General features: G+C 68.6%; 14 protein-coding genes and 1 tRNA gene. 5 read left to right on the forward strand and 10 right to left on the reverse strand.

Annotation, left to right across the window (positions count from 1 at the left end; all coding sequences use genetic code 11):
* Positions 1-8: 8 nt before the first annotated feature.
* The 5 genes from AC5W7N_RS15100 to AC5W7N_RS15120 all read right to left on the reverse strand — a co-directional run bounded on the left by AC5W7N_RS15100 (position 9) and on the right by AC5W7N_RS15120 (position 4086).
* Positions 9-884: a hypothetical protein gene (locus AC5W7N_RS15100; RefSeq protein ID WP_194989327.1), complete on the reverse strand. Its 876-nt coding sequence runs from the start codon at positions 882-884 to the stop codon at positions 9-11.
* Positions 885-937: 53 nt separating this feature from the next.
* Complete coding sequence (locus AC5W7N_RS15105) at positions 938-1198, reverse strand: hypothetical protein (protein ID WP_163811392.1); 261 nt, start codon at positions 1196-1198, stop codon at positions 938-940.
* A 180-nt stretch (positions 1199-1378) separates the two neighbouring features.
* On the reverse strand, positions 1379-2323 hold the full coding sequence (locus tag AC5W7N_RS15110; RefSeq protein WP_178127614.1) for a ribose-phosphate diphosphokinase: 945 nt from the start codon (positions 2321-2323) through the stop codon (positions 1379-1381).
* 32 nt (positions 2324-2355) lie between these two features.
* Positions 2356-3846, reverse strand: a complete 1491-nt coding sequence (gene glmU, locus AC5W7N_RS15115; protein WP_163811394.1) for a bifunctional UDP-N-acetylglucosamine diphosphorylase/glucosamine-1-phosphate N-acetyltransferase GlmU — start codon at positions 3844-3846, stop codon at positions 2356-2358.
* 169 nt (positions 3847-4015) lie between these two features.
* A tRNA-Gln gene (locus AC5W7N_RS15120) sits at positions 4016-4086 on the reverse strand.
* Between the two features lie 269 nt (positions 4087-4355).
* Between AC5W7N_RS15120 and AC5W7N_RS15125 the strand changes: the two genes are divergently transcribed.
* The 5 genes from AC5W7N_RS15125 (at position 4356) to AC5W7N_RS15145 (ending at position 12846) form a co-directional block, all read left to right on the forward strand.
* Positions 4356-4976 (forward strand): TetR/AcrR family transcriptional regulator, encoded by a 621-nt coding sequence (locus AC5W7N_RS15125; protein ID WP_163811517.1) that lies wholly within the window; start codon positions 4356-4358, stop codon positions 4974-4976.
* A 176-nt stretch (positions 4977-5152) separates the two neighbouring features.
* Positions 5153-5800 (forward strand): TetR family transcriptional regulator, encoded by a 648-nt coding sequence (locus tag AC5W7N_RS15130; RefSeq protein ID WP_195020019.1) that lies wholly within the window; start codon positions 5153-5155, stop codon positions 5798-5800.
* Between the two features lie 278 nt (positions 5801-6078).
* The gene (gene mfd, locus AC5W7N_RS15135; RefSeq protein WP_163811396.1) at positions 6079-9693 is read left to right on the forward strand and encodes a transcription-repair coupling factor; all 3615 of its coding nucleotides are present in this window, start codon (positions 6079-6081) and stop codon (positions 9691-9693) included.
* Positions 9690-10427 (forward strand): nucleoside triphosphate pyrophosphohydrolase, encoded by a 738-nt coding sequence (locus tag AC5W7N_RS15140; RefSeq protein ID WP_416381949.1) that lies wholly within the window; start codon positions 9690-9692, stop codon positions 10425-10427. Before mfd ends, AC5W7N_RS15140 begins: the two co-directional genes overlap by 4 nt.
* A gap of 223 nt (positions 10428-10650) precedes the next feature.
* Positions 10651-12846: an MMPL family transporter gene (locus tag AC5W7N_RS15145; RefSeq protein ID WP_194989324.1), complete on the forward strand. Its 2196-nt coding sequence runs from the start codon at positions 10651-10653 to the stop codon at positions 12844-12846.
* A gap of 89 nt (positions 12847-12935) precedes the next feature.
* Here AC5W7N_RS15145 and AC5W7N_RS15150 read toward each other — a convergent pair whose 3' ends face one another.
* The 5 genes from AC5W7N_RS15150 to AC5W7N_RS15170 all read right to left on the reverse strand — a co-directional run bounded on the left by AC5W7N_RS15150 (position 12936) and on the right by AC5W7N_RS15170 (position 17219).
* The gene (locus tag AC5W7N_RS15150) at positions 12936-13511 is read right to left on the reverse strand and encodes a TerD family protein (protein WP_163811400.1); all 576 of its coding nucleotides are present in this window, start codon (positions 13509-13511) and stop codon (positions 12936-12938) included.
* Between the two features lie 75 nt (positions 13512-13586).
* A complete protein-coding gene (locus AC5W7N_RS15155; protein ID WP_163811403.1) occupies positions 13587-14069 on the reverse strand; it encodes a hypothetical protein in 483 nt (160 codons plus the stop codon).
* A 143-nt stretch (positions 14070-14212) separates the two neighbouring features.
* Positions 14213-14674: a flavodoxin domain-containing protein gene (locus AC5W7N_RS15160; RefSeq protein WP_163811405.1), complete on the reverse strand. Its 462-nt coding sequence runs from the start codon at positions 14672-14674 to the stop codon at positions 14213-14215.
* 110 nt (positions 14675-14784) lie between these two features.
* Complete coding sequence (locus AC5W7N_RS15165; protein WP_163811406.1) at positions 14785-16188, reverse strand: MATE family efflux transporter; 1404 nt, start codon at positions 16186-16188, stop codon at positions 14785-14787.
* On the reverse strand, positions 16185-17219 hold the full coding sequence (locus tag AC5W7N_RS15170) for a PLP-dependent cysteine synthase family protein (protein WP_195020018.1): 1035 nt from the start codon (positions 17217-17219) through the stop codon (positions 16185-16187). The genes AC5W7N_RS15165 and AC5W7N_RS15170 overlap by 4 nt, the downstream gene beginning before the upstream one ends.
* Between the last annotated feature and the right edge of the window lie 2 nt (positions 17220-17221).

The following is a 17221-nucleotide window of genomic DNA, read 5'->3' on the forward strand; positions in this document are numbered from 1 at the left end:
GGCCCGCGCTAGTTCTGTTCGGGCACGATATCGGCGTTGAAGAACGCGAAGGCGAGGATCAACCCGATCGCCATCGCCACACCCGCGGCGACGGCGGCCCATTTGCCGAGCGGTTCGCCCTTGTTGTGGCCGATGATGCCGAGGATGATGCCGGCGGGCCCGAACAGGATCGGGCAGAACAGCAGGCAGATGCCCGCGCAGACGAACCCGATGATGGAGAACACCTGCGTCCCCGAGCGCTGCGGCTGGGCATCGTAGGGCTGGAAGGATTGCTGCGGATAGGACGGGAACCCGCCGCCCGCCTCACCGCCGGGACTGCCGGAGGCGGGCGGATAGGCTTCGGGATACCCGGATGTCCCGCCGGGGCCTGTGCCCCACTGCCCGCCCCCGTGCTGCCCCTGCGGGTACGGCTCACCATAAGGCTGCCCTGCGCCGGTGCCCCAGGCCTGATCGCCCGACGGCGGTTGCCCGGACGGCGGCTGTTGCGAGGATGTCGAACCCACTCCGCCCGGCTGCGCACTCCACGCCTGCCCCGGTCCGCTCTCCTGCGGCTGCTCCCGCCACGCCTGCTCGGGCACCTCACCACCGGGGGGATTGCCGTGCCCGCCGGGCGGCTTGTCCAGCCTCGGCGGCTCGGTCCCCGCGCCCTGGCCCGGCGCCGAACCGGTCACCTCCTCGCCGGGGCGCGCTTCGCCGCTCGTGGGCTTCCGCAACGTGGGCGGCTCGGTCCCCGCGCCCTCGCCCGGCGCCGAACCGGTCACCTCTCCCGACTCGCTCGACGGCTCCGGAGTGTCCGGTTCCCGCTCCGGTGGCGTCGCGCGCGGCTCCCCGTCCTGCGGCCGGTCCCCGCTGCCTGGGTCCTGCGGATGCTGCGGCGTGGTCATAGCGCTCTCCTCATTCGTCCGATCGGGTTCGGCTGTGGAGCAGGTCGAGCGGTCTACTGGTCGGGTTCTTCCACGATCTCCATGGCGGCGAGTTCGGCGGGCCGGTCGTCATCGTCGGCGAGTTCGGCGGCGCGCCGGCGCGGCGTCCACTCCTGGTCTAGTTCTTCGTCGATGCCGAGGCGGCCGTCGTCGTCGCCGGGGCGATTGCGGATCCGCAGGTCAGCGGGCGGATCTTCGACGGCGTCCTGGTAGGCGCGGATCTCGTCGGCCTGTTCGTCGTCGCCCATGTCCTCGTCGAGCGGGTCACGGTCCATGTTCGCCAGTATGCGCCGATCGGCGCACCGATCGCGGGAACCCGAACACAAAAAATAACGGGCCCGGACCACATTGGTCCGAGCCCGTCGCAAACTGAGCGGGTCAGGCGGTGTTCGATGTGCCTGCCCCGGAGGCCCTGCGTGGTGACGCTTCGCTACCGCCTCCGGGCCTTGACCGGGTCAGGCGTTGCCGTTGAACAGCCCGGTCACCGAGCCGTTCTCGAACACCTCGCGGATGGTGCGGGCCAGCAGCGGCGCGATCGACAGCACGGTCAGCTGCGGGAACTTCTTGTCCTCGGTGATCGGCAGGGTGTTGGTCACCACGACCTCCTTGGCGCCGCAGGCGGCGAGCCGCTCGGCGGCCGGCGAGCTCAGCACGCCGTGGGTCGCGGCGATGACGACGTCACCGGCGCCGGCTTCCTTCAGCACGCTGACCGCGCCGGCGATGGTGCCACCGGTGTCGATCATGTCGTCGATCAGGATGCAGGTGCGGCCCTCGACCTCACCGACCACGCGGTTGGACTTGACCTGGTTGGGCACCAGCGGGTCGCGGGTCTTGTGGATGAACGCCAGCGGCGAGCCACCGAGGGAGTCGGCCCACTTCTCGGCGACGCGCACGCGGCCGGAGTCCGGCGAGACCACGGTGATGTGCTCGAGGCTGTAGTTGGACCGCACGTACTCGGCCAGCTGCAGCTGCGCGTGCATGTGGTCGACCGGGCCGTCGAAGAAGCCCTGGATCTGATCGGTGTGCAGGTCGACGGTGATGATGCGGTCCGCGCCCGCGGTCTTGAGCAGGTCGGCGACCAGGCGCGCCGAGATGGGCTCACGGCCGCGGTGCTTCTTGTCCTGGCGCGCGTACGGATAGAACGGCAGGATCGCGGTGATCCGCTTGGCCGAACCACGCTTGAGCGCGTCGATCATGATGAGCTGTTCCATCAGCCATTCGTTGAGCGGCGCGGGGAAGCTCTGCAGCACGAAGGCGTCCGAACCACGGACCGACTCCTCGAAGCGTACGAAGATCTCGCCGTTGGCGAAGTCGCGCGCGGTCTGGGGTGTGACGTGGACGTCGAGTTCCTTGGCGACCTGCTCGGCCAGCTCAGGATGCGAACGTCCGGCGAATAGCATCAGGTTCTTCTGATTATCGATCCATGACGCGGTCACTGCTGTTTGCCATCCTTTAGCTCGATTGCCTGACTCGACATCTCGTTTGCCGCGATGGCTTCTGCCGCCGCGCGCGCCGCAGCGGTTCCGGGACGATACCGCTGCACCCAGTTCTCAATATTGCGCTGTGGTCCACCCGACACGGCGAGCGCCCCCGGCGGAACGTTTCTGCGCAGTACAGTACCCGCCGCCGAATAGGCGCCGTCACCCACGGTGATGGGCGCGACGAACATCGTGTCGCTGCCCGTGCGCACATGCGAACCGACGGTGGTGTGGTGTTTGTTCACCCCGTCGTAGTTCACGAAAACGCTGGACGCGCCGATGTTGCTGTGCTCGCCGATGGTGGCGTCGCCGACGTAGGTCAGATGCGGCACCTTGGAGTGCGCGCCGACGGTGGCGTTCTTGGTTTCGACGAACGCTCCGAGTTTGCCGGACTCGCCGAGGACGGTACCGGGGCGCAGGAAACTGAACGGCCCGACGGTCGCGGCGGGCCCGATCACCGCGCCCTCGCCGTGCGTGCGCACCACCTTCGCGCCCTCGCCGACGATCACATCGGTGAGTGTGGAGTCCGGCCCGACCTCGGCGTCCTCGCCGATGACGGTGTTGCCGAGCAGCTGCACACCCGGCCGCAAGGTCACATCGCGGCCGATCCGCACCCCAGCGTCCACCCAGGTGGTGGCCGGATCGATGACGGTCACGCCGGCCCGCATATGCCGTTCCAGGATGTAGCGGTTGAGCGTGCGGGCGGCCGCGGCCAGCTGCACCCGGTCGTTGACGCCGGTGACCTTGGCCGAATCGACCAGCCGCGCACCCTGTACGGGATGGCCCGCCTCGTGCGCCAGCCGCAGCACATCGGTCAGGTAGAGCTCGTGCTGGGCGTTCGCGGTGGACAGGCGCCCGAGCATGGTGCGCAGCACCGTCGCGTCGAAGGCGTACACACCGGAGTTGACCTCGGTGATCTGGGCCTGCTCCGGGGTGGCATCGGCATGTTCGACGATCTCGGTGACCTGGCCGTCGGCGTCGCGCACGATCCGGCCGTAGCCGTTCGGGTCGTCCGGGACGAAGGTCAGCACCGTCACCGCTGGACGTTCGGCGTAGCTGCGGTGCTCGTCGAGCAGGGCGGCCAGGGTGTGCCCGTCCAGCAGCGGCACATCGGCGGAGGTGACGAGCACGTCACCGGTGAAGTCGGCGGGCAGCGCGGTCAGCCCGCACTGCACGGCGTGGCCGGTGCCGAGCTGCTGCTCCTGCACGGCCGGAATGATCTCGCGGGCCTGTTCGGCGGCCACCGCCGCGGCCGCGGCGCCGACCTGCTCCCGGTCGTGCCCGACCACCGTGATCAGATACGCGGGGTCGATCTCGTTCGCCGCATGCAGCGCGTGCGCGAGCATGCTGCGGCCGGCCAGCGAATGCAAAACTTTGGGGGTCTTCGACCGCATTCGTGTCCCGGCACCGGCTGCGAGAACGACGACGGCGGTCTGCTGTGGCATGAATCTCCCTCGGCTGCCTGTCATCGTGCTGGTCAAACCTTCGGCCCACGCAGTGCTCACACTGCCCGTGAGCCGGCACCGTGTCCGTGGCAGGCCACCGTGCCAACGGCCGGCACCGCACCCGTGCGCTGGACACCGTACCCGCGAGCTGATCCGCTGTGCTCGCGTGCTCCGCCGCCAGGACTCGAACCTGAACTATCTGAACCAAAATCAGAGGTGCTGCCATTACACTACGGCGGATTGTCGCATCGACGGGACACATACGCGCCCGCCAGTGCGCCTCGGCACGGCAACGATACTCGCATGCCGACCTCGGATCCGTCGAACCGTGGGCGTGATTCGCGCGCCCGGCTGCGCCCGCGCGCGAGCTGTCTGGAACAGTTGTCCCATACCAATCGCCGGCGTAGGTAGGGAGGCCAATGCACGAGACACCCACGACCGGCGAGAATCCGCGCGTCAGCGCATCCGGCGACAAAACGCGCCGGGGCGGCCAGTCGCCCCGCCCCCGGATGACGGGCACGCAGCGGCGTCAGCAGCTGATCGAGATCGGTCGCGCGTTGTTCGCCGAACGCGGCTACGACGCCACCTCCATCGAGGAGATCGCCCAGCGCGCGCAGGTGTCCAAGCCGGTGGTCTACGAACACTTCGGTGGCAAAGAGGGTCTCTACGCCGTTGTGGTGGACCGTGAGATGTCCATGCTGCTGGACATGATCACCTCTTCGCTGACCCAGAATCGGTCCAGGGTCCGGCTCGAACAGGTGGCGCTGGCGCTGCTCACCTACATCGAGCAGCGCACCGACGGCTTCCGCATCCTGGTCCGCGATCAGCTGCCGCAAACCGGCGACGGGCGCTATTCGAGCCTGCTCAACGAGGCCGTGAACCAGGTCGCGCACATCCTCGCCGGCGACTTCGAGCGCCGCGATCTGGACACCAGCTTGGCCACCCTGTACGCGCAGGCGCTCGTCGGCATGGTGTCCACCGCGGCGACCTGGTGGCTCGATGAACGCACCCCCTCGAAGGAGGTCGTCGCGGCGCATCTGGTCAACCTGTGCTGGAACGGTCTGCGCCACCTCGAGGCCGATCCGCAACTCAGTTCGGAGTGGCCGGCCGGGACCGAGAACCGGCCGTGATAGTTAACCGGTGAATTGCGAACGAGCTTGCACCACATACTCGAATCGTCTGCCGAGCGGCGCGCTGGTGGTACGGTTCACCCATCCTTTGGGTGCTGTTCGGGCGGTATGTCGGTCAAATTCGGGATGTCGGTCTACTTCAGGATGGCTGGTTTTTGGGATGACAGGCGGATCTGATGGCTAGGCAAGCGCGCGCGGAGATCACCCGCGACTCCGTCCTGGCGGGCGCGGCCGATGTCTTTCTGCGCTTGGGCTATGCGAACGCGAGCCTGAGCGAGATCATCGCGCAGTCCAACGTGACCAAGGGCGCCTTGTACTTTCACTTCGGTTCGAAGGAAGAGCTGGCCCGCGCGGTCGTCGACCAGGGCAACGAGCGCCTGGTGAGTTCCTGCCAGGGCTTCTTCGATCCCCGGGTGCCCGCGCTGGAGGCCTGCATCGGCATCACCTACGTGGTGGCCGATCTGTCGATGAACGACCCCATGGTCGGCGCGATGCTCAAGCTCACCCACCAGATCGGCGACTACCGCGGCGCCGCGGGCGACAACATCGCCAAATCCTGGGGTGATACCTACCGCCTGCTGGCCGAGCGCGCCATCGCCCAGGGCGATCTGCTGCCCGACCTCGACCCGGAAACCATCGGCCTGCTGTTGCAGGGCGTCACCACCGGCGTGCATATCGTCGCGGTCGGCACCGAAGCCATCGACCAGATGGCCACCCGCATGGAACGCGCCTGGTACTTCCTGCTGCCGGCGATCGTGCCGCCGGAGAAGATCTCCTACTTCCGCGAGTTCGCCGCCCGCCGCCTGCGCCGCTACGTGCCGTGATGGTGCGCGCGGCCGCTCGATCTCGCTTCGCTCGACATCGGGGCTGACCGGCCGTTGTGCCGGGTTGCGCGGCGAGGTTTCGCATGACCGAGCGCGCATCGGGGTCATCACGTCACCGGCGCCCGTCTTGTCGACGCCGGAGGGGCGACTTCGAGGAGCCCCGTTCGCGGCCCGGCCCCCGGAAAACCGAGCCATGAGGGGGCCGCGAACACGCCGCGACGAAGGAGCGGCAGAATGGCAGGGCCGGTCGATTCGCCCGTTCGCTTCAGGAGTTGAGCATGTCTGCCCCACGTCCACCTCTGGCGGGCCTGGCCGCCGCGGCCGGCGCCGATATCGCGCTGCGGACCGTATCCGACCTGGTCGGCACGTCGCGGGTGGAGTTGGTCGCACCGGCGGCGGCGCGGGCGTTCGTGGCGGGGACGGTGGCGGCGAGCAAGCCGGTGGTGGTGGTGACGGCCACCGGACGCGAGGCCGACGATCTGACCGTCGAGCTGACCGAGATCCTCGGTGATGCGGTCGCGCAGTTCCCGTCCTGGGAGACGCTGCCGCATGAGCGGCTCTCACCCGGCGCGGACACTGTCGGCCGCAGGCTCGCGGTGTTGCGCAGGCTGGCGCATCCGGAAGACCCGGTATTCCCGGAACCGCTGCGCGTGGTGGTGACCACGGTGCGTTCGCTGATGCAGCCGATGGCCTCGGGGCTCGGCGATATCGAGCCGATCGTGCTGCGCGTCGGCACCGAGATCGACTTCGACGAATTGCTCACCCGCCTGGTCGAATTCGCCTACACCCGGGTCGACATGGTGGGCAAGCGCGGTGAATTCGCGGTGCGCGGCGGCATTCTCGATGTGTTCCCGCCGACCGCCGATCATCCGGTGCGCGTGGAGATGTGGGGCGACGAGGTCAGCGAGCTCCGCCCGTTCTCCGTCGCCGATCAGCGCTCGCTGCCGGAGCTGAACATCGACGTCGTGGTGGCGCCGCCGTGCCGGGAGCTGCTGCTCACCGAGGCGGTCCGCGACCGCGCGGCCGAGGTGGCATCGGCCAATTCCGCCGACGCCGCCCTGGTGGAAATGCTGGAGAAGCTGGCCCAGGGCATCCCGGTGGACGGCATGGAGGCGCTGCTTCCGGTGCTGCGGCCGGGCGCGTTGAGCCTGCTCACCGAGGAACTGCCCGAGGGCACCCATCTGCTGCTGTGCGATCCGGAGAAGATCCGCACCCGCGCCGCCGACCTGATGCGCACCGGCGCCGAATTCCTCGAAGCGTCCTGGACCGCCGCCTCCTTCGGCGGTGACGCGCCGCTGGGCGCACACGGCCTCGACCTGGCCGCCTCCGCCTACCGTGCGCTGCCCGACATCCACGACAGCGCCACCGAACATGATCTGCCCTGGTGGACGCTGAGCCCGCTGACCTCGGGCGATCCCGCCGAAGTGGTGCTCCCGGTGCAGGCGGGGCCGACGGCGCGGGGCTCCGACGAGCTGGTCGCGACGATCTTCGCCTCGCTGCGCGCGCACGTCACCACCGGTGGCCGGGCGGTCGTGGTGGTGGCCGGTCACGGTACCGCCCAGCGCGTGCTCGAACGGCTCGCCGACGCCGACGTGCCGGCCGCCGCGCTGGACAGCGGCGCCGAACCGGAGACCGGTGTGGTCGGGGTGCTGTGTGGTTCGCTGCACGACGGCGTCATCTTCGACGATGCGGGCCTGGTGGTCGTCGCCGAATCCGATCTCACCGGCAACCGGGTCACCGCGCCCACCGAGGGCAAACGGCTGCCGGCCAAACGCCGCAATCAGGTCGATCCGCTGGCGCTCAACGCCGGCGATATGGTCGTGCACGATCAGCACGGCATCGGCCGCTTCGTCGAGATGATCGAACGCACCGTCGGCGGCGCGCGGCGCGAATACCTGGTCATCGAGTACGCGCCCGGTAAGCGCGGCCAGCCCGGCGACCGGCTGTTCGTGCCGATGGAATCGCTGGATCAGCTGTCCCGCTATGTCGGCGGCGAGATGCCGAGCCTGTCCAAGCTCGGCGGCTCCGACTGGGCCAACACCAAACGCAAGGCCCGCAAGGCGGTGCGCGAGATCGCCGGCGAGCTGGTGCAGCTCTACGCCGCCCGCCAGGCCGCGCCCGGCCACGCCTTCGGCCCGGACACGCCGTGGCAGCAGGAGATGGAGGACGCGTTCGCGTTCACCGAGACCGTCGACCAGATGACCGCCATCACCGATGTGAAGGCGGATATGGAGAAGCCGGTCCCGATGGACCGGGTCGTCTGCGGCGACGTGGGTTACGGCAAGACCGAGATCGCGGTGCGCGCGGCGTTCAAGGCGGTGCAGGACGGCAAACAGGTCGTCGTGCTGGTGCCGACGACGCTGCTGGCCCAGCAGCATCTGCAAACCTTCACCGAGCGCGTCGCCGGTTTCCCGGTGACGGTCAAGGGCCTGTCGCGCTTCACCGATCCGGCCGAATCCCGCGAGGTGCTGGAGGGCATGGCCTCCGGCGAGGTCGACATCGTGGTCGGCACGCACCGGCTGTTACAGACCGGTGTGCGCTGGAAGGATCTCGGCCTGGTCATCGTCGACGAGGAACAGCGCTTCGGTGTCGAGCACAAGGAACACATCAAGGCGTTGCGCACCCACGTCGACGTGCTCACCATGTCCGCGACGCCGATCCCGCGCACCCTGGAGATGAGTTTGGCGGGCATCCGGGAGATGTCGACCATCCTCACCCCGCCCGAGGAACGTCATCCGGTGCTCACCTACGTCGGCGCCTACAGCGACAAGCAGGTCACCGCCGCCATCCGGCGTGAGCTGCTGCGCGACGGCCAGGTGTTCTACGTGCACAACCGGGTGTCCTCGATCGACAAGGCCGCCAAGCGGATCCGGGAGCTGGTGCCGGAGGCGCGGGTGGTGGTCGCGCACGGTCAGATGAACGAGGACACCCTCGAGAGCACCGTGCAAGGCTTCTGGCAGCGGGAATTCGATGTACTGGTGTGTACCACCATCATCGAGACCGGGCTCGACATCTCCAACGCCAATACCCTGATCGTGGAACGCGCCGACGCGCTCGGTCTGTCGCAGCTGCATCAGCTGCGCGGCCGGGTCGGGCGCAGTCGCGAGCGCGGGTACGCCTACTTCCTGTATCCGCCGGAGAAGCCGCTCACCGAAACCGCCTACGACCGGTTGGCCACCATCGCGCAGAACTCCGATCTCGGCGCGGGCATGGCGGTGGCGATGAAGGATCTCGAGATCCGTGGCGCGGGCAATGTGCTCGGCGCCGAACAGTCCGGTCACGTCGCCGGCGTCGGCTTCGACCTGTACGTGCGGCTGGTGGGCGAGGCGGTGGAGGCCTATCGCGCCGCCGCTGACGGCAAACCGATCACCACCGAGGAAACCAAGGAGGTGCGCATCGACCTGCCGGTGGACGCGCACATCCCGCCCGACTACATCACCAGCGACCGGCTGCGTCTGGAGGCCTACCGCAAACTGGCTGCCGCACACGATGATTCGACGCTGGCCGCGGTGGTGGAGGAGCTCGTCGACCGCTACGGCCCGCTGCCGGTGGAGGTCGGCAGGCTGGTGTCGGTGGCCAAGCTGCGGCTGCTGGCCCGCGAGTACGGCGTCACCGAGATCGCCGTCACCGGGACCACGGTGAAGATCTCGCCGCTGAACCTGCCCGATTCCAAGCAGTTGCGGCTCAAGCGGATCTACCCCAGCGCCACCTACAAGGCGGCCAGCGGTGTGGTCGGTGTTCCGCTGCCGCGGGTGCAGGACAGCGTCGGCGCGGACCGGTTGCGCGATGTGCCGCTGCTGCAATATCTCGCCGATCTGCTGCTGGCGCTGGACGGCAAGGCGCAGGGCGCCGTCGATCTCACCGTCGCCACCGAGGCCACGGTCGCCCGATGAGCCCGGCACCCGATTCACGTCCGATGCCCGACGCGCTGCGCGTGCAGACCGATACCGCCACGCTCGCGGCCGGGCTCGCCGAGGCCGTCGAGGTGATGGATCGGCTGTGGCATTTCGGCGGCTGGGAATCCACCCAGACCCACGATTCGCTGCGCCCGTACCTGCTCGAGGAGACCTACGAGCTGCTCGACGCCATTCAGCACGAGGACGCCGAGACCATCAAGGAGGAACTCGGCGATCTGCTGTTGCAGGTGCTGTTCCATTCCCGGATCGCGCAGGCGGCGGGGGAGTTCACCGTCGATGATGTGGCGGCCGCGCTGGTCGCCAAGCTGGTCAACCGCAGCCCGCATCTGGTCGCCTCCGAGCTCCCGCCGGACGCCGGCGTCGAGGAGAAGATCGCCGCGCAGGAAAAGGCCTGGGAGGAACGCAAATCCGCGGAGAAGGCGCGCCGATCGTGCCTGGACGGCATCGCGATGGCGCAACCGGCGCTGGCCCTGGCCGAGAAGGTCCTGCAGCGCAGTAACCGGGCGGGGCTGCCGGAGGATCTGATTCCGCCCGCGCTGCGCATGGTCCGCCTGGGCGGACGCGACAGCGCCGAGGAACGGCTGCGCAAGGCCACCCTGGCCTTCGCCGATGCGATCCGCGCCGCCGAGGACGCCGCCGAAGCCGACCGCGGCACCCGCGCTCCGCTCGATGCCGCCGCCTGGCGCAGGTACTGGCCGGCGAGCCGCTGACAGCTCCTGTCGCGCCCCGAACCGCTTGTCCGTTCCGGCGGTGTGGTCGGCCGTGACCGCTGTCCGGCCGGATCGGCTCTTCGGTCGGCCACGGCGGTCCGACCGTCGCCACCGCCCGGTGACTGTGAGCTGCACCGCAGCGACGACCGAAGCCATCACATCCGCGTCCGCTGTCTCGTCCGAGTCGTGTATCCACCCGCACTGACGCGACTAGGAGGCAGTAATGCCGGCGGGACTGATCGATCTCATCATGCGGCGCAGACGTGCCGTACTGGTTCTCTTCGCGGTACTGCTCATGCTGGCCGGAGCAGGTAGTTCGACCTTGTTCGACAAGTTGAAGGGCGGCGGATTCAACGATCCGGGCGCCGAGTCCGGTGTGGCGGCCGAGGTGCTGCGCGACCAGTTCGGGCAGGGCCAGCCGAACCTGGTGCTGCTGGTCGACGGCGGCTCGGTCGACGATCCCGGCACGACCGCGGCGGCGACCGCGCTGGTGCAGCGGCTGACCGGCGAAGCCGACGTCACCGGCGTGACCTCCTACTGGACCTCGGGCAAGCCGCCCGCGCTGCGCAGCGCCGACGGCTCCACGGGCCTGGTGGTGGCCACCATCCTCGGTGACGACGACGCTGTCGAAGACCGGATCACCGATCTGGCGCCGCGCTACTCCGGCACCCACGACGGCCTCGACGTCCAGGTCGGCGGGTACGCCATGCTCCAGCACGAGATGGTGGAGCAGTCGGAGAAGGACGCGGTGACCGGCGAATCCATCGCCTTCCCGATCACCCTGATCGCGCTGGTGCTGGTGTTCGGCAGTGTGATGGCGGCGCTGCTGCCGTTGGCGGTCGCGATGGTGACGGTGCTGCTCACCATGGGGGCGATGTGGTTGCTGGCCGGGGTGACGGATCTGAACGCGCTGGCCATCAATGTCGTCACCTTGCTCGGGCTCGGCCTGGCGATCGATTACAGCCTGCTGATCGTGAGCCGCTACCGCGAGGAACTCGAGGCCGGGGTCGACCCGGGGCAGGCCTTGCGCAACACCATGAACTCCGCCGGGCGCACCGTCGCGTTCTCGGCGGTCACGGTGGCGGTGGCGCTGTCGGGCCTGGTGTTCTTCCCGCTGCTGGCCGTTCGATCGGTGGGTTACGCGGGTATCGCGGTGGCGCTGATCGCCGCCCTGAGCTCGCTGACGGTGCTGCCCGCGCTGCTGGCGATGCTGGGCACCCGAGTCGACAACTGGCGAATCCGCCGGCGCAACAACGAGTCCAGGCAACTGCACGAAGGCCGCTGGCACCGGCTGGCGATGTTCGTGATGCGCAGGCCTGGAACGGTGGCGATCACGGTGACGGTGGTGCTGCTGTTCCTCGGCGCACCGTTCCTCGGGCTGAAGCTCGGGTACCCGGACGAACGGTCGATGCCGGAAGCGTCGGCGTCGCGGCAGGTCGCCGAGACGGTGCGCGCGGAGTTCGATACCAGTGAGCAGAGTGCGTTGAGTGTGGTACTGCCGCAGGGCGGTTCGGGTGTGCCCGAGTACGCGCAGCAGCTGTCGGCGCTGCCGGATGTGCAGCGGGTCGATACCGTCAGCGGCAGCTATGCCGATGGTGCGCAGATCGCGCCGCCGTCCGCACTGAACGCGCGATTCGCCGCCGACGGCGGGGTGTACCTGTCGGTGGTGCCCGCCACCGACGATGCCGCCGTGCTCGAGGATCTGGTCGGCACCATCCGCGATGTCGACGCGCCGTCGGAGGCGCTGGTCGGAGGCGTGTCGGCGGTGAGCGCCGATGCCACCGAGGCCCTGCTGGACCGGCTGCCGATCGCCCTCGGCGTGGTGCTGGCGATGATGCTGATCCTGCTGTTCCTGTTGACCGGCAGCGTGTTCCTGCCGGTGGTCGCGGTACTGCTCAGCTGCCTGAGCCTCACCGCGACCTTCGGTGCGCTGGTCTGGATCTTCCAGGACGGGCATCTGTCGGACCTGCTCGGCTTCACCGTCACCGGGACGCTGGCCTCGACCGTGCCGATCATGCTGTTCGGGGTGGCGTTCGGCCTGGCCATGGATTACCAGGTGTTCCTGCTGTCGCGGATCCGCGAGGAGTACGAACGCACCGGTGACGGCACCGCGGCGGTCGCAGTCGGTTTGGAGCGAATCGGCCGGATCGTCACCGCGGCGGCGGTGCTGATCTCGGTGGTGTTCCTCGGCTTCCTGGTCTCCGACATCACCTTCATGAAAGCGTTCGGTATCGGGCTGCCGCTGGCCGTGCTGGCCGACGCCACCTTGATTCGTGGGTTCCTGCTGCCGGCCACCATGAAACTCGGTGGACGCTGGACCTGGTGGGCGCCCGCCCCGCTGCGGAAACTGCACGACCGCTTCGGTATTCGCGAAAGTGCGGGCCCGCGGGAGCGGGACGGGGATCTGGTCGGCGCCTGAAACGGTACGCCGGAAGGCGGGTACCCTCCAACAGAGTACGGCGGGTGCGTGAAATCCTCACGCACCCGCCGTCTTCGATTGCGGACAGCTCAGATATTGACGCCGTAGTCCCGCGCGATCCCCGCGAGCCCGGAGGCGTAACCCTGGCCGATGGCGCGGAACTTCCACTCCCCGTTGTGCCGGTAGAGCTCGCCGAAGACCATCGCCGTCTCGGTGGAGGCGTCCTCGCTGAGGTCGTAACGCGCCAGTTCCGAGCCGGTGGTCGAATCCACCACCCGGATGTAGGCGTTGCGCACCTGGCCGAAGGACTGCCTGCGGGTATCGGCCTCGTGGATCGAGACCGGGAAGAAGATATTGGTGATCGTGGGCGGGGTGGCCGCCAGATCGACGTTGATCACCTCGTCGTCGCCGTCGCCCTCACCGGTGAGGTTGTCGCCGGTGTGCTCGATGGATCCCTCCGGCGAGCGCAGGTTGTTGTAGAAGATGAAATGCTGGTCCGACAGCACTTTCAGGTCGGGTCCGGTGGCCAGCGCGCTGGCATCGAGGTCGTAATCGGCCCCGGTGCTGGTACGCACGTCCCACCCGAGGCCGACGGCGACTTTGGTCAGATTCGGGGCCTGCTTGGACAGCGAGACATTGCCGCCTTTGGCCAGTGTGACGCTCATGTTCCCCTTCCTCGCGGCGCTGACGCTGCGCCCTTGCCCACGATTATGTCGAACGGCAGGCGACGCCGCCGTGGTTCAGCTCTCGCTCTCCGCCCAGGACCGCAGGGTGGCCACCCGGCCCTCCAGCGCGTGCAGTTCGGTGGCGTCGAGCACGGTGCGCTGAATCCCCTTGTCCACCTGGAACGCCGACTGGCGGTGATCGTCGATCACGTCGACGTCGATGCGCACCGCCACGTAGTCGGTGGCGTCCGGCATTTCCTCCGCGATCACCTTCGCGGTGCCGCGCGCGCACAGCGCGACATTGCCGCCGGCCAGGATCAGCAACGCCACCTCGGGCCGTTCCCGCAGCCGGGCCAGCGAGCCGCGGTCGAACTTCAGGCTCAGCAGAATCGCGCGGTCACCCGCGCGCACGGGCCAGGACACCGGAATCGCGTGCGGCGCCGGATCGGTGGTGACCAGCACGGCGATGGTCTCGGTGGGCCATTCCGGCAGCACGTCCAGCTCGGGATGATCGGTCGAGGGGTCCTGATGTTGCGCAGGGCTGACTCCGGCTGCCATGTTCATCACCTCATTAATCGACGCGCGCGACGGGCTGTGCCGCACTCCGCACCCAGTTTACGGGCTGACCCCGACAACCGGCCCGGGATGAGCGGTCGGCCGCCGCGAGCGCGCGCGATCAGATCGGCTGCGGTGCACCGCGATCAGACCGCGGCCAGTGCCGCCTCGTCGGTGATGCGCAACCCGCGCGCCCATTCACGGGCCATCGCAGTGGGCTTGATCTCGGTGGACGCATCGTGGCGGGCGTGCTCGCCCACCTGCACCGCACCGCATTCGGCGAGCTTCTCGGCGATGATCTCGCCGCCACGGTTGAAGGTGTCGCCGTAGACGGAATCGCCGAGCCCGAACACCGCGAACCGCAAGCCCGCGAGGTTCGGTGTGCGGGCGTTCAACGCGTCGAAGAACGGTTCGGCGCCGGTCGGCAGTTCGCCGTCGCCGTAGGTGGAGCAGACGATGATGTGGAAGTCGCGGACGTCGAGGTCGTCGATATCGACATCGGTCATGTCGTAGACCGACACGTCATGAGTGGCGAGCTCGTCGGCCACACTTTCGGCGGCGGACTCGGCCGTACCCATCTCCGACCCGAACAGAATGACGACGCGCACCGCGACTCCCTTCTTCGTGCAAGTATGGTGAGGCTAGCCTAATATTCGGGAGGGACCGTAGGCAATATCGTCGTCCTGCGGGAACGATCCTCGCAGCGATCGGCCTCGGCTCAGCCCGGTGTACCGAGCGCCTGTGGGAGCATCCCGGGATGTTCACGCGCAGCCGTATTCAGCAGCGTGAAGTAGCGCCGCAACATCAACCCCGCCGTGGCCGCGAGGCCCGCGGTGAGCCCCCACCACACACCCGCGGCGCCTAGCCCGGCCGGGAACGCCAGTAGCAGCGCCGTCGGCAGGCCGACCAGCCAATAGCCGACCAGTGACAACCGGAATCCGGCCTTGGTGGCCTTCAACCCGCGCAGCAGTCCGTTGCCGATGTTCTGCGCGGCGTCGAAGAACTGGAGCACGATGCCGATCAGCAACAGGGTCTTCGCCACCTCGATGGTCGCGGTGTCGCCGGGATCGAGGAACGGCCGCAGCACCAGATCGGGGATCACCACATAGGCCACGCCGGTGACCGCGGCGATCACCGCGGCATGGCGCAGCGCCAGCCACGCCAGCGCCCGCGCATGGTCGAATTCGTCGCGTGCCACCGCATGACTCACCAGGATCGACGCACCGTGCGAGAGCCCGATCGCGACCTGGAACACGATGTAGATGACCTGATAGACGACGTTGTGCGCCGCCAGAGCCGCGGGCCCGATGCTGCCCATGACCAGTGCGAGCACCGAGAACATGCCCGCCTCGGAACCGTAGGTGAGCGAAATCGGCACCCCGAGCTTCAGCTCGGCGCGCACCGTCGTCATCCGCACCGGCCACGGCCGTAGCGACAGGCCCGCCGCGAGTTCCTGGTCGCGGCGCACCATCGCCCAGAACACCGCGAAGGTGATCAGGAAGACCAGCGACGTCGCCACGCCGATGCCGGTGAGCCCGAGCGCGGGCAGGCCGAGCCAGCCGTGCATGAAGGTCAGCGCGAGCACCAGATTCAGCGCCACCGAACCGAGCGTCACCAGCAGCAGCGCCTGCGGTTTCTGCATGCCGACGGTGTACTGGCGCAGCACCTGGAACCACAGGCAGGGCAGCAGCCCGGGCGCAAGCGCCACCATCATCGGGCGCGCGTCGGCGAGCACACCGGCGTCCTGGCCGAGCCATTGCAGCGACCAGCCGAGCCCGACCAGCACGACGCCGCCGAGCAGGCCGGCGAGCGTGGCGATCAGGAAGCTCGACCGCACCACCTCGCGGACCTCACGGTCGGCGCTGACGCCGCGTTTGCCCGCCGCGCTCACCGCCGAGGCGATCTGGTTCCCGCTGCCGGTGATCAGCCCGACGCACATGGTCCGGATCTGGTTGAACAGCACGATCGCCAGACCGCCCGCAGCGACCTGACGCACGCCGAGGCTGCCCATGAGGGCGATATTCGTGGTGGAGACCGCAATCTGTGCCAGCTGCGTCAACGCGATCGGCGTCGCCAGGGCGGTGAGCCGTTTGCTGTCGGCGCGGAAGTCGGACAGATTCACCGCGCCTCCACCAGATGATTTCGGCGGGCGGCGGGCGTGTAACGGGCGAGCATGTCCTTGACCTCGCGTTCGGTCTCGGGATCGAGCAGGTCCCTGGCCCGCATCCAGTCGTCGTCGAAGACGGTGTCGAGGTACTTCTCGCCGCCGTCGCACACGATGGTCACCACGGTGGAGCCGGGCGGGAACTCGTCGAGCCGGGTCAGCGCCGCGTGCACCGAACCGCCCGCCGAGCCGCCGAGCATCAGCCCGAGCTCGGCGGCGACGGCGCGCGCGGTGGCGAAGGCCGCCACATCGGTCACCTTCACGCCCTCGTCGAGCAGCGAATAGTCGACGGCGGTGCCGATGGTGGCGCCGGGCGGAGTTCCGGTGCCGGATTGCCAGTACGGGCCGCCGGGCCCGCCGAACGCGATCGAACCGACCGGCTCGACGCCGATCACCCGTGGCACGCACCCGAGCTGACGCAGCCGGGTGGCGGTGCCGAACAGCGAACCGCCGGTGCCGACCGCGGACAGCAGGATATCGACGCGTTCGACGTCTTCCAGCAACTCTTCGGCCACCGCGTAGTACCCCACCGCGTTGGCGTCGTTGTTGTGCTGTTCGGTGAAGTAGGCGTCGTCCTCGGCGGCGGCCATCGCCTCGGCGAGGTCCTCGCGGGCCGAGGTGGCGAGGTTGTCGTCGCCGTCATCGGCGACGAACACCAGTTCCGCACCCATTGCTCGCATCGCGCGCAGCTTGTCCTTACATGCGTGGTGATCGACCACCGCGGTGAAGCGGTAGCCGCGTTCGGCGGCAACCACCGCCAGGCCGAGGCCGGTGTTGCCGGATGTCGATTCGATGATATGCCCGCCATCGCTCAGCAAACCTCTTCGCTCGGCATCGAGCACCATTTCGCGCGCCATCCGGATCTTGGCGGCGCCGGTCGGGTTGAACTGTTCGAGCTTGAGCAGCAGCCTGGTGCCGGTCGCGGTGGCCGCCAGCTCGAACAACGGGGTGCGGCCGATCAGGTCCGTCACACGCGTGACGAGCGGCATGG

The sequence above is a fragment of the Nocardia sp. CDC519 genome (assembly GCF_059509835.1).

Excerpts from the sequence above, each read along its gene's own strand:
- AC5W7N_RS15100 (WP_194989327.1), bottom strand. The coding sequence starts at position 884 with ATGACCACGCCGCAGCATCCGCAGGACCCAGGCAGCGGGGACCGGCCG.
- AC5W7N_RS15105 (WP_163811392.1), bottom strand. The coding sequence starts at position 1,198 with ATGGACCGTGACCCGCTCGACGAGGACATGGGCGACGACGAACAGGCC.
- AC5W7N_RS15110 (WP_178127614.1), bottom strand. The coding sequence starts at position 2,323 with ATGCTATTCGCCGGACGTTCGCATCCTGAGCTGGCCGAGCAGGTCGCC.
- glmU (WP_163811394.1), bottom strand. The coding sequence starts at position 3,846 with ATGCCACAGCAGACCGCCGTCGTCGTTCTCGCAGCCGGTGCCGGGACA.
- AC5W7N_RS15125 (WP_163811517.1), top strand. The coding sequence starts at position 4,356 with ATGACGGGCACGCAGCGGCGTCAGCAGCTGATCGAGATCGGTCGCGCG.
- AC5W7N_RS15130 (WP_195020019.1), top strand. The coding sequence starts at position 5,153 with ATGGCTAGGCAAGCGCGCGCGGAGATCACCCGCGACTCCGTCCTGGCG.
- mfd (WP_163811396.1), top strand. The coding sequence starts at position 6,079 with ATGTCTGCCCCACGTCCACCTCTGGCGGGCCTGGCCGCCGCGGCCGGC.
- AC5W7N_RS15140 (WP_416381949.1), top strand. The coding sequence starts at position 9,690 with ATGAGCCCGGCACCCGATTCACGTCCGATGCCCGACGCGCTGCGCGTG.
- AC5W7N_RS15145 (WP_194989324.1), top strand. The coding sequence starts at position 10,651 with ATGCCGGCGGGACTGATCGATCTCATCATGCGGCGCAGACGTGCCGTA.
- AC5W7N_RS15150 (WP_163811400.1), bottom strand. The coding sequence starts at position 13,511 with ATGAGCGTCACACTGGCCAAAGGCGGCAATGTCTCGCTGTCCAAGCAG.
- AC5W7N_RS15155 (WP_163811403.1), bottom strand. The coding sequence starts at position 14,069 with ATGGCAGCCGGAGTCAGCCCTGCGCAACATCAGGACCCCTCGACCGAT.
- AC5W7N_RS15170 (WP_195020018.1), bottom strand. The coding sequence starts at position 17,219 with ATGCCGCTCGTCACGCGTGTGACGGACCTGATCGGCCGCACCCCGTTG.